Genomic DNA, 14,906 nt, shown 5'->3' on the forward strand with positions numbered 1-14,906 from the left:
ACGTGCCGCTCAACCAGGAGCTCGCCTGCGCGGTGCTCGAATCCCAGGGCTACGCGGTGGACGTGGCCGGAGACGGCGCCGAGGCGATCACAGCCGTCGGGTCGTCCGTCGCGGCCGGCCGGGCCTACGATCTCGTGCTGATGGACGTCCAGATGCCCCGCGTCGACGGGCTCACGGCCACGCGCCGCATCCGCGCCCTGGCGCCGCCCGCCTGCGACATCCCGATCGTCGCCATGACCGCCAACGTCCTGCCGTCGCAGATCGAGGAGCTGCGCGAGGCCGGGATGGACGATTACGTCGGCAAGCCGTTCCGGCGGGCCGACCTCTTCGCCACGATCAGCCGCTGGACGGCGCCGGGCGCGCGGCGGCCGGCGCGGGCCGAGGAGCCGCGCCGCCTGCCGCAGGTGGATTCGGCGGTGCTCGACGCGGCTGTGCTGACCGAGATGGAGGCGAGCTTCGGGGCCGACCGCGTCGGGGCGCTGCTCGATCTCCTGGCCAACGAGCTGTCCGAACGGTTCCGGCCGAGCGAGACCGACCGCCTGCAGATCGCCCACGACGCGCACGCCCTGGTGGCGGCGGCCGGGCTCCTGGGCTTCGTCGGGCTGTCGAGCCTCTGCCGCGAGGTGGAGGCCGCCGCCCACGCCGGCGCCGACCTGATGCCGCTGATCCGGCGCCTGGAGATCCAGCGGGCGACCGCGCTCCGCGCCATCCGGCAGCTGCGCGCGGCCTGACCCGGTGCGGCGCCCGCCGGCGCCGCACCGCTCTCAGGGGCCTTCCGCCGCGTCGGCCTCGGGCAGCGGGTCGCCGGTCCAAGTCGTCGCGAAGGCGGCGAGCTCCCGCGCGTCGGCGAAGGCCGCCACGGTGACCTCGCGCGCGACCGGCTCCGCGCCCGGATAGGGCGCCAGCAGGACGCGCACCCGGGCGAGCCGGCCGCCGGGTGCCTTCTCGGCGATCCAGGCCTGCGCCTCCGGCGTGAAGCGCTCCGGGCCGTCGAGGGCCCGGGCGTCGGTGCGCAGCACGACCACGTAGGTGCCGAGGCTCGGATCGGCCTCCTGCACCGCCTTGACGATGTCGATCACGGGTTCTCCGCGAAGTCGTTGAGCTGGACCTGGGCCTGCGCCGAGGTGAAGTTCGGGATGTCGGCGAAGATCTCCTCGCCGTGGGCGGCCACGGCCTTCTTGAAGGCGTCGACCGACTCGAAGGTGAGCAGGGCCATCACCTGGAACGGGGCGGCGCCGCCGTCCGGCGTGCCGGCGCCCTTGACGACCTTCGCGTCGTGGAGGCCGAGGGACGACCAGCGCTCGCGCACCAGCGGCATGTGGTGGCCGAGATAGTAGCCCATGTCGAAGCTCGGGCCGGCCGGGTACATCACGCTTACCAAGATCATGGTGTTTCCTTCCTGTGGCGCGCCCGGTCGATCCGGGCGCCCGTCCTCGGTTCGTACGGCGACGGTCAGTGCAGCTTCACCCGCGGCTCGGTGCGCCGGGTGAGCGCGCGGGCCAGGGTGTCGAGGGCGGTCTTGGCCGTGCCGTGCAGCGCCCGCTCGTGCATCTTGTAGAGCGAGCGGTACATCATCCGGGCGAACAGACCGGCGATGAGCATGTTCTTGCCGCGGACGAACCCCATCAGGCTGCCCACGGTCGAGTACTCGCCGAGGGAGACCAGCGAGCCGAAATCCTTGTACCGGAACGGCTTCAGCGGCTTGCCGTCGATCTTGGCCGGGATCTGGCCGATCAGGTGGCTCGCCTGCTGGTGGGCCGCCTGCGCGCGCGGCGGCACCGGCGTGTCGGATCCGGCCTCCACCAGGTAGGCGCAGTCGCCGATGGCGAAGATGTCGGGATCGCGGGTCGTCTGCAGCGTCGGCGTCACCACCAGCTGGTTGGTCCGCGTCGTCTCCAGGCCGCCGATGCCCTGCAGGAAGGGCGGCGCCTTCACGCCCGCCGCCCAGACGACCAGCTCGGACGGGATGAAGGTGCCGTCGGCGAGCTGCACGCCGTCCGCGCGGACCTCGGTGACCCGCGCCTTCACGCGCACGTCGACGCCGATCTTGCTGAGGAGCTGCATCACCTCCGCCGAGAGGCGCTGCGGCACCGCCGGCAGGATCCGGTCGGCGGCCTCGACCAGGGTGATGCGGATGTCCTTGCCCGGGTCGATCTTGTCGAGCCCGGTGGAGACGACGTGGCGCAGGGTCCGGTGCAGCTCGGCGGCGAGCTCCGTCCCGGTCGCGCCCGCGCCGATCACCGTGACGTGGAGCTGCCCGGGCCGGACCGGGCCGGCCTGCGTGTGCGCCCGCAGAGAGGCGTTCACCAGACGCTGGTGGAAGCGCACCGCCTGGTCCTGGGTGTCGAGGGCGATGGCGTGCTCGGCGACGCCCGGCGTGCCGAAATCGTTGGTGGTGGAGCCCACCGCCATCACCAGCGTGTCGTAGGGGACGGCGCGCTCGGGCGTGACCTCGCGCCCTTCCGCGTCGTAGCTCGCGGCGAGCTGGATCGTGCGCGCCTCCCGGTCGAGCCCGGTCATCCGCCCGATCCGGTAGCGGAAGCCGTGCATGTGGGCGTGGTGCAGGTAATCCACCGCGTGGTGGCCGACGTCGAGGCTGCCGGCCGCCACCTCGTGGAGCAGCGGCTTCCAGATATGCGTCCGGGCGCGGTCCACGAGGGTGACGTGCGCGCGCTTGCCGCGCCCGAGCTTGTCGCCGAGCTTCGTGACCAGCTGCAGTCCGGCGGCGCCGCCGCCGACTACCACGACGCGATGAAGGCCCGACTCGTTCTCGACGGATGCCATCGACACTCTTTCTCCCCCCGGACCGGGATCAGTCGCCGGCCTCCTTACACGGCCTGGGTTGCCGAATACCACATCGCCGGCCGCGACCCCCGGTCACGAGTGCGACGTCGCGCACCGGGCGGGCGGCGCGCGGAGCCCGGTCACCCCTGCGGGGCGCCCGGCTGGCGCAGCGGGTGTGCCTCCGCGACCGCCGGCAGGGCGAGGCAGGCCTCGCCGATTCGCGCGACCGTCGGGTAGGCCGCCGTGTCGATGCCGAAGATGCCCGTCCCGACCCAGAGGCTGACTAGGCAGAGGTCGGCGTGGCTCACCGAATCGCCCTGGCAGAACCGGCCCGTTCCCGGCTCGGTGGCGAGGCGCGTCTCCAGGGTCCGGAGGCCGGTCTCGAAGGCGTTGCGCAGGAAATCCAGCATGCGCTCCCGGGGCAGGCCGTAATGCTCCATCAGGAAGGTGCGCACCCGGGGCACGTAGAGCGGGTGGGTGTCGCACGCGACCACCTGCGCCAGCGAGCGGGCCCGGGCCCGCGCCCGGGGCTCCTCGGGCAGGAGGCGGACGCCGTCCCGCGTCTCCTCCAGGTAGTCGAGGATCGCCAGCGACTGGGTGAGCGGCGGGCCGTCGCCGTCGAACAGCGCCGGCACCGCGCCCTGTGGGTTGATCCTGCGGAACTCCGGCTTGTGCTGGTCGCCCGCGTCGAGGTCGATGAAGGTCTCCTCGTACGCGATGCCCTTCAGCTTCAGGGCGATCCGCACCCGGAAAGCCGCGGCCGAGCGCCAGTTGCCGTACATGTGCATGGGTGAGCGATCTCCGACGGGGCCGGACGAGCACAGCCGAGTTTGCGGCGGGCCGCAAGGGGGGGCGCGGGGGGGGCGCGGGCGCGGCGGCCCCCGGGGGCGACAAGCGGTCCCGCCGGGCCCATATCGGTCTCCCGCACCGGAGAGCCCGCACGATGGCCGATCAGACCGACGCCCGCCGCTTCATTCCCCTGAACATCGCGGTCCTGACCGTCTCCGACACGCGCCGTCCGGAGGACGACCGCTCGGGCGACACCCTGACCCAGCGCCTCACCGAGGCGGGGCACAGTCTGGCGGCCCGGTCCATCGTTCCGGACGAGATCCCGGCGATCCGCGAGCGGGTGGAGGCGTGGCTGCGCGATCCCGGCGTCGACGTGGTGATCACCACCGGCGGGACCGGCTTCACCGGCCGCGACGTCACCCCCGAGGCGCTGGAGCCGCTGTTCGAGAAGCGCATGGACGGCTTCTCGGCCGTGTTCCACCGGATCTCGTACGACAAGATCGGCACCTCGACCCTGCAATCCCGCGCCACCGCGGGGGTCGCGCGGGCGACCTACGTGTTCGTGCTGCCGGGCTCGCCCGGCGCCTGCCGCGACGCCTGGGACGGGATCCTGGCCCAGCAGCTCGACTACCGGCACCGGCCCTGCAACTTCGTCGAGATCATGCCGCGCCTCGACGAGCACCTGCGGCGCGGCGCGAGCCTCACCGTGTGAGGCGGCGCTAGGCCAGATTCCCCTCCTTGCGGCGCAGGACAGAGTGCTTGCGGCCGTAGAAGAAGTACACGACGAGGCCGATCGCCATCCAGATCACCAGCCGCAGCCACGTGTCGAGGGGCAGGCCGATCATCAGGAGCAGGCAGGACAGGATGCCCAGGATCGGCACGACCGGCACGGCGGGCGCCCGGAACGGCCGCTTCATGTGGCGCTCGGCGCGCCGCAGGTAGAGCACCGAGCCGCAGACGAGGATGAAGGCGGCGAGCGTGCCGATGCTGACCATCTCGCCGAGGATGTGGATCGGCACCAGGGCCGCCACCACGGCGACCGCGGCCCCGATGAGCGCCTGGCTGCGATACGGCGTCTGGTAGGTCGGGTGGACGTGGGAGAACATCTTCGGCAGCAGGCCGTCCTGGGCCATGGTGAAGAAGATCCGGCTCTGGCCGTAGAGCAGGACGAGGATCACCGTGGTCAGCCCGGTCAGCGCCCCGAGCTTGATCAGGAGGGCGAACCAGCCGATGCCGATCACGTCGACGCCCTTGGCGATCGGGTCCGGGACGTTCAGCTCCTTGTAGGGCACGAGCCCGGTGAGCACGGCGGCGACGAGCACGTACAGGATCGTGCAGACCGCCAGCGAGCCCAGGATGCCGATCGGCATGTCCTTCTGGGGTCTGCGCGCCTCCTGGGCGGCGGTCGAGACCGCGTCGAAGCCGATGAACGCGAAGAACACCACGCCCGCGCCGCGCAGGACGCCGCTGGTGCCGAAATGTCCGAAGGTCCCGTCGTTCTCGGGGATCAGCGGGCTCCAGTTCGCGGCGTTCACATGGCTCCAGCCGAGAACGATGAAGGCGATCACGACGGTGAGCTTCACCGCGACCATGACGTTGTTGAAGCGCGCCGATTCCTTCGTGCCCCGCATCAGCAGGATCGTGATCAGCGCCACGATCAGCACGGCCGGCAGGTTGAACAGGGCGGTCCCGCCGCCCTCGATCGGCGTGCCCGGCGCGTTGGCGAACTGCGCGGGGATCACGATGCCGACACTCTTGAGGATGCTGGTCATGTAGCCCGACCAGCCGACCGCCACGGTGGCGGCGCCCATGGCGTATTCGAGGATCAGGTCCCAGCCGATCAGCCACGCGAAGAACTCGCCGAGCGTCGCGTAGGTGTAGGTGTAGCTCGAGCCGGCGACCGGGATCAGCGCGGCCATCTCGGAGTAGCAGAGGCCGACGAAGGCGCAGGCGATGCCGCCGAGCACGAAGGACAGCATGATCCCCGGCCCGGCATACTGGGCCGCGGCGGTGCCGGTGAGGACGAAGATGCCGGCGCCGATGATCGCCCCGATACCCATCGCGGTGATCGAGAGGGCGCCGAGCGACTTCGAGAGCTGCTGCTCGCCCTCGCCGCTCTCGACGATGTCGTCGACCGACTTCCGCCCCATCAGGCCCGACGAATCCATGGCACCATCCTTCCAAGTCGGGGAGATTCAGCGCGCGTCGACACGGCCGGAGGCGGCGCCGTTTCTGCCGCGCTTCCAGAGTTGTAGCGGCGAATCGACCGACAACAACGTGAGCCGGCGCAAGATTCGCACGGTCGCGATTCTTCCGGTCAGGCGCGCTCGATCCGGGCGATCAGCGGCCTGACCTTGAGGCGGCCCGCGAACGCGCCCTCGGCCCGCAGGGCCTCGCGCCGGACGACGTCGCCGGCCCGGGCCTGCCGGGCGCCGGCGACGGTCTCCGCGCGCCTGACGAGGCGGCCGAGCCAACCCCCGGCCGGGCGGTGCAGGCGGCCGAGCGCCGTCTCCGGCCGCGCCGTCCCGACGAAGCGGTCGAGGGTGCGGATCCAGCCCTCGGCCGGGACGTCGCCCGCCTCCAGGCACAGGATCCAGTCCCGCCGGGCCGCGACGGCGCCCGCCGCGTAGGGATTGCCGCCCCGGTGCAGCACGAGGGTCGCACCCGTGGCCTCCGCGACGGCCGCCACGGCCTCGCTCTCGCGGCCCGCGACGATCACCGCGTCGCCGACGAGGCCGCCGGCCACGCCGGAGACGAGCACGCTGAGCGTGTCGGCCAGGCGATCGATCGCGTCCGGCTCGGCCGGGTCGGCCAGATAGGTCACGGCGGAGAGCATGAGCGCGCGCATAGACGATTCTGCGGCGCCGTAAACTGCCCTGCCGTCTCCGCGCGGACGCGCCGCTGCCCGGACGGGCCGCGGAGCCGGATTTGCCTGAAAAAGAGGCGATCGCCGGCGGTTTGTTCGTTGTATGTTCCGATCCGTTTCCGGAGTGGGGCGAGTCGGGATGGTGGACACGCGCGACGGAACCGCGTCCGGGACCGTGACGCGACTCGGCACGAGCGCCGCGGATCCGGCCGCCCGGCGCGGGCGCGGCGCGACGGCCAACCCGACCGGCCGGTACGAATCCGCCCGGCGCGAGGCGTTCCACGACGGGACCTGGACGGCGGACCCTCCGGCGCCCCTGCGCACGCAGGTCACGCCGGAGCGGTCCGCCCGGATCATCGCGCGCAACGGCTCGCCCGACATCCCGTTCGATCGGTCGATCAACCCGTACCGGGGCTGCGAGCACGGCTGCATCTACTGCTACGCGCGCCCCACCCATGCCTGGCTCGGCCTTTCGCCGGGGCTCGATTTCGAGTCGCGGATCTTCACCAAGCCGGACGCCGCCCGGCTCCTCGCCCGCGAGATCGCCGCGCCGGGCTACCGGCCAGAGACGATCGCCCTCGGCACCGCCACGGATCCCTATCAGCCGGTCGAGCGGGAGCACCGGCTCACCCGCGGGGTGCTGGAGGTGCTGCGAGAGGCCCGCCATCCCGTCAGCATCACCACCAAGTCGGACCTCGTGCTGCGCGACCTCGACCTTCTGGCCGAGATGGCGGCGGACGACCTCGTGCTGGCGGCGATCTCGCTGCCGACGCTGGATCCGGACCTCGCCCGCCGCCTCGACCCGCGGGCGCCGCGGCCGGACAAGCGGCTCGCGGCGATGCGGGCGCTGAGCGCGGCGGGAGTGCCCGTCATGGTCAACGTCTCGCCGATCATCCCCGGCCTGACCGATCACGAGATCGAGTCGATCCTGGACGAGGCGCGCGCGCACGGGGCGAGCCGCATCGGCCACGCGCTGCTGCGCCTCCCCGGCGAAGTCGCCGACCTCGTGGCCGACTGGTTCGCCGAGCACTATCCGGAGCGCCGGGCGCGGGCCTTCGCACTCCTGCGGGACGCCCGGGGCGGGCGCGAGAACGACCCGCGCTTCGGCCACCGCTTCCGCGGGGAGGGGGCCTACGCGGCGATGATCGGCCAGCGGGTCCGACTCGCCGGCACCCGTCTCGGCTTCGCCTTCGGACGGATGGATCTGAACCGCGACGCGTTCCGCAAGCCCGGCTCGCAGCTTGTGCTGCTCTGAAACGCGACCGACGCGGTGTAGCCCGCGCGCGAGGCGGCGGATCTGCCCGATCACCATATCTCCTCGATAAATTCAGTAGTTGTTCCATGATCGTCGTCAATATATTAAATACAAGTTATATTTGTTCCGCGGTTGTGAATGTTTTTTATAGCGTGATATTCTATGACGCTCAACCTAGGAACGTAAGGTTGACATCTGTTGTTTTGTGAGTCAAATGCCGGGAACGATGAGCTTTCGTGGTGCATAATGAGTCCACAGCGATTAATATATTGTATTAATGCAAGATATTGAGGTCGATGCTATGCGTAGAAAAGGGATTGTGTTCGGCGTTTGTGTCCTCCGATCGCACCTCTGTACCGCGCGCGCGGTGATCCGGTCGCGGGCGAGCCGCGCTCCGCGGCCCTGCCCGATGCGGCCGGTCGCGGCTGCCGGCCTCCCTTGAGGCGGTGGAGTCTCGGGACGCCGACCTCGATGCCGACCGGGCGCGCTTCCTGTCCGATGACCGGACCGGGATCGCCGGCGAGCCCGCGACCTCGCCGCGCCCTCCGGGCGAACCGGGCCGGCGCCGCGTCGGGGTGCCCCTGGGGGTCCGGCCGTCCCCGGATCGCGCGGTCACGGCCCCCGGGGGCCGTCGTGTCGCTCAGCCTTTCCGGCGACCGAGGCCGACCGGCCGCCCTGCTCGAACCGGGCAGCCCGGCGGCGGGCCGCACGTCTCGACGCACTGCGAAGAGAGAACTCGACCCTCATGCTGCGTCTTCCGCGTCCTTCGATCGGCACGATCCTGTGCGCGATCCTGTTCTCACTCAGCGCCATGCTGCTGGCCGCGGGCGCCCGGACGGCACACGATGCCCGCGCGCAGGAGCGGGAGAGCCGCCGCGTGGTCGCGCTCACGGAAGGCAGCCGGATCCTCCTCGAGGTCCTGCTCGCCGTGCGCCTCGAGCGGGCACGGACTCTGCAGGCGCTGATCGCCGCGGGCAGGATCCCGCCCGCCGACGCGGCCCTGATCGCCCGACAGCGCGCGACCCGGACCGAACGGCTGGAGGCTCTCCTGATCCTGGTGCGCGCGATCGACACCGCCGCGGTGGCGAAGACGGTCGATCCGCTCCGACGCGCGCACGAGGCCGTCACCGGCCTGTCCGCGCGGATCGACGCGGCCCTCTCGGTCCCGATCGCGGAGCGCGCCGCCGCGACCGCGGAGGTCGCCGCGACCGCTTTCCGGGATCTGCTCGACGCGCTCTCGGCGACCAGCGGGGCCGTCGACGTCACGATCCCGCGCCGCGACGCGGCGCTGGCCCGCGCCCTGGACATCAAGCGTGCCGCCTGGATCACGCGGGTCGCGATCGGCGGCAACGTGGCGCGGGCCGAGACGGCCGTGACGCGGGGGACGGGCTGGTCCGAGGAGGAGCGCCTCGCCGAGGCCGAGGAGCGCGGCCGCGTCGCGGCGAGCTGGGCGAACCTCGTCGAACACATGGACGACACGCTGCCGCGGGAGGTCCAGGACGCCTTCGTGAGGGCGGGCGCCAGCAACTTCGAGGGCGAGGTCGCGGCGCGGCGGCAGGCCCTGCGGGCGGCCCTGAGCCGGGGCCAGTCGCCGGGCGTCGCGATCCAGGACCTGCGTGACCGCAACACGCGGGAGGTCAACACCATCGCCGACCTCGCCCAGGCGGCGCTGAACGCGATGGTCGCCCGCGCGCAGGCGCTCGCCGCGGAGGCGGAGGCGACGCTGCTCCACACCAGCCTGTTCCTGGCCGCCTCGGTGGTGCTCGCCGGTGTCGGCGCCGTCACGGTCTTCCGCCGCGTGCTCGGACCGCTGCAGGCCATGATCCGGGCGATGCGGGTGCTCGCCTCCGGGAACGTCGCCGTGGAGATCCCGGCCCGCGGACGGCGGGACGAGATCGGCGCGATGGCGGCGGCCGTGCAGGTCTTCCGCGACAACCTCGTCCGCACCCGCGCCCTGGAGGCGGACGCGGCCGAGGCGGCGCGCGCCGCGGAGGCGCAGCGCCGGACGATGACGCACACGCTGGCGCAGACCTTCGAGGCGGCGGTGGCCGGCATCGTCGGGCAGGTCTCCGCAGCCGCGACCGAGCTGCAGACCACGGCCTGGCAGATGACCACGACCGCCCAGGAGACCGCCAGCCAGTCCGATACCGTGGCCGCCGCCGCCGAGGAGGCCTCTGCCGGCGTCAGGACCGCCGCCGCCGCGGTGGAGGAGCTCGGCACCTCCGTCCAGGAGATCGGCCGGCAGGTCCAGGGCTCGTCCGAACTGGCCCGGATCGCGGTCGGCGAGGCCGACCAGACGGCCGCCCTGGTGGCGGCGCTCAACGCGTCCGTCGCCCGGGTCGACGCCGTCGTCGAACTGATCGCCGGCATCGCCGCTCAGACGAACCTGCTCGCGCTCAACGCCACGATCGAGGCGGCGCGGGCCGGTCAGGCCGGGCGCGGCTTCGCGGTGGTCGCCACCGAGGTCAAGGAGCTGGCCGCTCAGACCGGCCGCGCCACCGACGAGATCGGCCGGCAGATCGGCGAGATCCGGACCGTGACCGGTCAGGCGGTGCGGGCGATCGGCACGATCACCGGCCGGATCGGCGAGATCGACACCGTGGCCGCCGCCATCGCGGCCGCGGTGGAGCAGCAGGGGGCGGCCACGCGGGAGATCGTCCGCAACGTCGCCCAGGCCAGTGTTGGCACGCAGGAGGTGACCGGCAACATCGCCGGGGTGGCGCAGGCGGCCGACCAGACCGGGCGCGCGGCCGACCACGTGCTCACGGCCGCCACAGCGCTCACGCGTCAGTCGGAGGAACTCGCCGCGGAGGTCCACCGCTTCCTGGCGGGCGTCCGGGCCGCGTGACCCGTCTTGCCCGGCTCAGTCGAACCCGCGGGTGAAGCTGAGCCGGTGATGCGCGCTGCGCCCGAGCTGCGTCAGGCCGGCGCGGTGGACGGCCGTCCCGTAGCCGACGTTCCGCTCCCAGCCGTAGCCGGGATGGCGCCGGGCGAGGCGCCGCATCAGCTGGTCCCGGAGCACCTTGGCGACGATCGAGGCGGCGGCGATCTGCGGCACGAGGTGGTCGCCGCCGATCACGGCGCGGCCGGGCAGGCCCGGCAGGGCGTCGCGCCCGTCGACCAGCACGGGCGCGGCGAGGCCGAGTCGCGCCACCGCCCGCGCCATGGCGTCGAGGGTCGCGCCGCGGATGTTGATCCGGTCGATCAGGGCGCGCGATCCCGCCGCCACCGCGACCCGCGCGTGGGCGCGGATCAGGGGCGCCAGCCGCTCCCGCACCGGCTCGGGAACGCGCTTGCTGTCGTCGAGGGCCGCGAGCAGGTCGGGCGGGATCGCCGTCGGATCGAACCAGACCGCGGCCACCACCACCGGTCCGCAGAGCGCGCCGCGCCCGACCTCGTCGCAGCCGATCGCCGCCGGATACGCGGCGGCCCGGGCGGGATCGAACGGGCCAGCGCCCGGGGACCGGGTCCTGACGGACGCGCGCGGTCCGGCGGTCGATCCAGTGGGCGGTCCGGCGTGCGGCTTGGCGTGCGGCTTGGCGAACGATTTGGCGGACGGCATCGCGCCGTCCTGCCATCCCGCGCGGGCGCCGTCACGCGTCAGGCGGCGTCCCGGGTGCTCCGGGCACCGCCATGCGCCTCGACGATGTTGCCGAAGAACTGCCGGGCGCTCACGTCCCAGCCGCAGCGCAGCGCCTCGGCCCGGCACTCGGCGCGCGACAGGCGCAAAGCCGCCAGCGCCGCGACCCGCAGATCCGGGTCGAGCACCCCGACCCGGGTGCCGCCGACGACGTCGTTGGGGCCCGGCACCGGGAAGGCCGCCACCGGAAGGCCGCTGGCCAGCGCCTCCAGGAGCACGATGCCGAACGTGTCGGTGAGGCTCGGGAAGACGAAGACGTCGCAGGCCGCGTAGACGGCCGAGAGGTCCGCGCCGGTGCGGGTGCCGAGGAAGCGGGCCTCCGGCGCGAGCGCCTGCAGCCGCGCGCGGTCCGGCCCGTCGCCGACCACCACTTTCGTGCCGGGCAGATTGAGGCTCAGGAAGGCCGCGACGTTCTTCTCCACCGCCAGCCGCCCGACGTAGAGGAACAGCGGCCCCGGCAGGCCGGCGAGTTCCGCCGGCGCGGGCGTCCCGGGCTCGGCCGGCCGGAACCGCTCCGTGTCCACGCCCCGAGTCCAGCGCATCAGGCGGCCGAAGCCCCGCGCCGCGAGCTCGCCCTGGAGCGAGGCGGTGCTGACCATCGTCCCCCGGGCGGCGCCGTGGAACCGGCGCAGATACGCGTAGGACCACGCCTCCGGCACCGGGGCGCGGGCGGCGAGGTATTCCGGGAAGCGCGTGTGGTAGCTCGTCGTGAAGGGCAGGCCGTGCGCGAGGCAGTGCCGGCGCGCCGCGAGGCCCACCGGCCCCTCCGTGGCGATGTGCACGTGGCTCGGCCGCTCGGCCCGCCAGCGCGCCGCCACCCGCTCGCGCCCGGCATAGGCGAGGCGGATCTCGGGGTAGCCTGGCAGCGGCAGCGAGCGGAAATCCGCCACCGACAGCAGGGCCGTGGCGAAGCCGTGCTCCGGCGCGCGGCGGACCATCTGCTCGAGGGAGCGCACGACGCCGTTCACCTGGGGGTGCCACGCGTCGCTGGCGATCAGGAGCTTCACGGCGGCGCCCTCACGCCACCGCGCGCCGGCCCGGCAGGGTCTGCGGCACGATCTCGGCCGCCCGCGCCCGCAGGAGGCTCGGGTAGTGCAGCACCTCGATGCGGCCGTCGTAGTGCTCCACGAGCCCCGTGCAGGATTCCACCCAGTCGCCGGTGTTGAGGTAGCGCAGGTCGCCGATCGGCCGGTCGGCCGCGTGGTGGATGTGGCCGCAGATCACCCCGTCGGCGCCCTGGCGGCGCGCCTCCTCGGCCAGGATCGTCTCGAAGCGGCCGATGAAGCTCACGGCGTTCTTGACGCGCAGCTTCGCCCAGGCGGAGAGCGACCAGTAGGACAGGCCGAGACGCCGCCGCACCTTGTTGATCAGCGTGTTGAGCGAGAGCGCCAGCGTGTAGGCGCCGTCGCCCAGATGGGCGAGCCACGGCGAGTGGCGCACGACCATGTCGAACTGGTCGCCGTGGATGACGAGGTAGCGCTTGCCGTCGGCCGCCTCGTGGATCGCGGTCTCGGCCAGCTCGATGCCGCCGAAGCTCGTGCCCACGTAGTCGCGCAGGAACTCGTCGTGGTTGCCCGGCAGGTAGACGATCCGCGCGCCCTTGCGGACCTTGCGCAGGAGCTTCTGCACGACGTCGTTGTGCTCCTGCGGCCAGTACCAGCCCGAGCGCAGCTGCCAGCCGTCCACGATGTCGCCGACGAGGTAGATCGTGTCGGCGTCGTAGTCCTTCAGGAACGACAGCAGCAGGCCGGCCTGGCAGCCGCGCGTGCCGAGATGCAGGTCGGACAGGAACAGCGTCCGCACGCGGACCGGCATCTCCTCAACCTCGGCCACGGCACCCTCTCCCGGCGGCTGTACGGTGCCGGGATCCAGAGCGCGATCCGATCTCAGTTTGATGACGCGGGTTCGGACGGGGCGGAAAGACTTCGGTGTGCGGTGCCGCGAAGCCTCTCAACCGGAGCTCGACTTCGTTGCGTCGCACAAAAAATTTTTTTGGCAAGTTCCGGAAGTTTTTCCGGTTTTCCTTTCGAGCTTCACCGCCTCATAATACCAAGAACCGGCCGCTCGGCACGAGCACGGCCGGACCTTGACAGGAAGGCGGCGAGGACGGCCCTGGAGCCGTTGGACGGGACGGCAATTCGGAGGCGACCGGCGCGCGGGGGCGCGCCGCGACGCGAGCGGCGTGAGGCCGCCTGCCGCTCCGCGGAGACCCCCCGATCACGGCAGAGGATGGCGTTCGAGGGGGTGCGGCGCGAGCCGCTTTCGACGGCGCCGGACCGACTCCCTGAGGACGCTTGGACAACCCGGCGCGGGTTCACGCCCGCGCGCAATGGACTTTTCGGAGGAAACATCATGGCCGCAACCCGGCGCCCCGGTCGCAACCACCTCTTCATCCCGGGTCCCACCAACATCCCGGAGCGCGTCCTGCGCGCCATGCACGTGCCGTCGGAGGATCACCGGTCGCCGAGCTTCCCCGAGCTGGTGAAGCCGCTGCTGCAGGACTCCAAGATGGTGTTCGGCTCGACCAACGGGACGGTCATCCTGTTCCCGTCCTCGGGCACCGGCATCTGGGAATCGGCCCTGTCCAACACCCTCTGCCGCGGCGACAAGGTGCTCACCGCCCGCTACGGCCAGTTCAGCCACCTCTGGGTCGACATGGCCCAGCGCCTCGGCCTCGACGTGATCGTCCAGGAGGAGGAGTGGGGCGCGGGCGCCGACCCGCAGAAGATCGAGGAGGCGCTGCGCGCCGACAAGGACCACGCCATCAAGGCCGTGATGGTCGTCCACAACGAGACCGCCACGGGCGTCACCAGCGACATCGGCGCGGTGCGCAAGGCGATCGACGCCGCCGGCCACCCGGCGCTGCTGTTCGTGGACGGCATCTCGTCGATCGGCTCGCTGCCGTTCAAGATGGACGAGTGGGGCGTCGACTGCGCCATCGCGGGCTCGCAGAAGGGCTTCATGCTCCCGGCCGGCCTCGGCCTGATCTGCATCAGCCCGAAGGCGCTCAAGATCGCCGAGGGCGGCACCGGCCGCAACGACCGGCTCGGCCACGCCTACTTCGCCTGGAAGGACCAGCTGGCCGCCAACGCCACCGGCTACTTCCCCTACACCCCCGTCCTGCCGCTGCTCTACGGCCTGCGCGAGGCGCTGGCGATCGTGAAGGAGGAGGGGCTGGAGAACGTCTACCACCGCCATCACGTGCTCGCCGAGGCGACCCGTCAGGCCGTGGCGGCCTGGGGCCTCAAGCCCTGCGCCAAGGAGCCCAAGTGGAACTCCGACACGGTCACGGCGATCGTGGTGCCGGAGGGTGCCGACGCCGCCAAGGTGATCACCCACGCCTACGAGCGCTACAACCTGTCGCTCGGTGCCGGCCTGTCGAAAGTCGCCGGCAAGGTGTTCCGCATCGGCCACCTCGGCGACCTGAACGAGCTGTCGCTGCTGGGCGCCATCGCGGGCGCCGAGATGGCCATGCTCGATTGCGGCATCAAGGTCACGCCGGGCTCGGGCGTCGCCGCCGCCTCCAGCTACCTGCGCGAGAATCCGCTGCATAAGGCGTGAACTGCGCACGC

At 72.2% G+C, this 14,906-nt stretch carries 14 protein-coding genes; 5 read left to right on the top strand and 9 right to left on the bottom strand.

Annotated elements, in window-relative coordinates; genetic code table 11:
* Window positions 1-731: response regulator (locus ME121_RS06725; RefSeq protein ID WP_491892823.1), on the top strand; the 731-nt coding region annotated here is incomplete at its 5' end.
* A 33-nt stretch (window positions 732-764) separates the two neighbouring features.
* Here the strand turns inward: ME121_RS06725 and ME121_RS06730 are convergent.
* From ME121_RS06730 to maiA, 4 genes are all read right to left on the bottom strand, one after another.
* Complete coding sequence (locus tag ME121_RS06730; RefSeq protein WP_059408562.1) at window positions 765-1,079, bottom strand: hypothetical protein; 315 nt, start codon at window positions 1,077-1,079, stop codon at window positions 765-767.
* The gene (locus tag ME121_RS06735) at window positions 1,076-1,387 is read right to left on the bottom strand and encodes an EthD family reductase (RefSeq protein WP_012320616.1); all 312 of its coding nucleotides are present in this window, start codon (window positions 1,385-1,387) and stop codon (window positions 1,076-1,078) included. Before ME121_RS06735 ends, ME121_RS06730 begins: the two co-directional genes overlap by 4 nt.
* A 65-nt stretch (window positions 1,388-1,452) precedes the next feature.
* Window positions 1,453-2,784: an NAD(P)/FAD-dependent oxidoreductase gene (locus ME121_RS06740; protein WP_053621509.1), complete on the bottom strand. Its 1,332-nt coding sequence runs from the start codon at window positions 2,782-2,784 to the stop codon at window positions 1,453-1,455.
* A gap of 140 nt (window positions 2,785-2,924) precedes the next feature.
* A complete protein-coding gene (maiA, locus tag ME121_RS06745; RefSeq protein WP_043074248.1) occupies window positions 2,925-3,572 on the bottom strand; it encodes a maleylacetoacetate isomerase in 648 nt (215 codons plus the stop codon).
* A 155-nt stretch (window positions 3,573-3,727) separates the two neighbouring features.
* Between maiA and moaB the strand changes: the two genes are divergently transcribed.
* The gene (gene moaB, locus ME121_RS06750) at window positions 3,728-4,285 is read left to right on the top strand and encodes a molybdenum cofactor biosynthesis protein B (protein WP_012320613.1); all 558 of its coding nucleotides are present in this window, start codon (window positions 3,728-3,730) and stop codon (window positions 4,283-4,285) included.
* A 7-nt stretch (window positions 4,286-4,292) separates the two neighbouring features.
* Here the strand turns inward: moaB and ME121_RS06755 are convergent, their stop codons facing one another.
* Entirely contained in the window at window positions 4,293-5,741 is a 1,449-nt protein-coding gene (locus ME121_RS06755; RefSeq protein WP_012320612.1) for an amino acid permease, read from the bottom strand.
* Window positions 5,742-5,890: 149 nt separating this feature from the next.
* Window positions 5,891-6,421, bottom strand: coding sequence for a hypothetical protein (locus tag ME121_RS06760; protein WP_083461000.1), 531 nt, complete (start codon window positions 6,419-6,421; stop codon window positions 5,891-5,893).
* A 157-nt stretch (window positions 6,422-6,578) separates the two neighbouring features.
* Between ME121_RS06760 and ME121_RS06765 the strand changes: the two genes are divergently transcribed.
* Together ME121_RS06765 and ME121_RS06770 are read left to right on the top strand one after the other, a co-directional pair.
* Window positions 6,579-7,694, top strand: coding sequence for a PA0069 family radical SAM protein (locus ME121_RS06765; protein WP_058607417.1), 1,116 nt, complete (start codon window positions 6,579-6,581; stop codon window positions 7,692-7,694).
* Between the two features lie 745 nt (window positions 7,695-8,439).
* Window positions 8,440-10,542 (top strand): methyl-accepting chemotaxis protein, encoded by a 2,103-nt coding sequence (locus ME121_RS06770; protein WP_059408563.1) that lies wholly within the window; start codon window positions 8,440-8,442, stop codon window positions 10,540-10,542.
* Window positions 10,543-10,557: 15 nt separating this feature from the next.
* On the opposite strand, the gene rnhB is transcribed toward ME121_RS06770, so the two are convergent.
* The 3 genes from rnhB to ME121_RS06785 are packed head-to-tail and all read right to left on the bottom strand — an operon-like array spanning window position 10,558 to window position 13,167.
* Complete coding sequence (rnhB, locus tag ME121_RS06775) at window positions 10,558-11,256, bottom strand: ribonuclease HII (protein ID WP_012320608.1); 699 nt, start codon at window positions 11,254-11,256, stop codon at window positions 10,558-10,560.
* Window positions 11,257-11,294: 38 nt separating this feature from the next.
* Window positions 11,295-12,341 carry a glycosyltransferase family 4 protein gene (locus ME121_RS06780; RefSeq protein ID WP_024829182.1) on the bottom strand — a complete coding sequence of 349 codons (1,047 nt, stop codon included), beginning with the start codon at window positions 12,339-12,341 and terminating at the stop codon, window positions 11,295-11,297.
* A gap of 10 nt (window positions 12,342-12,351) precedes the next feature.
* Window positions 12,352-13,167 carry a UDP-2,3-diacylglucosamine diphosphatase gene (locus ME121_RS06785; protein ID WP_024829183.1) on the bottom strand — a complete coding sequence of 272 codons (816 nt, stop codon included), beginning with the start codon at window positions 13,165-13,167 and terminating at the stop codon, window positions 12,352-12,354.
* A gap of 519 nt (window positions 13,168-13,686) precedes the next feature.
* On the opposite strand from ME121_RS06785, the gene ME121_RS06790 reads away from it, so the two are divergent.
* Window positions 13,687-14,895: an aminotransferase class V-fold PLP-dependent enzyme gene (locus tag ME121_RS06790; RefSeq protein ID WP_012320605.1), complete on the top strand. Its 1,209-nt coding sequence runs from the start codon at window positions 13,687-13,689 to the stop codon at window positions 14,893-14,895.
* Window positions 14,896-14,906: the final 11 nt, after the last annotated feature.

Source organism: Methylobacterium sp. ME121 (assembly GCF_000974725.1).
Lineage (GTDB): Bacteria > Pseudomonadota > Alphaproteobacteria > Rhizobiales > Beijerinckiaceae > Methylobacterium > Methylobacterium radiotolerans.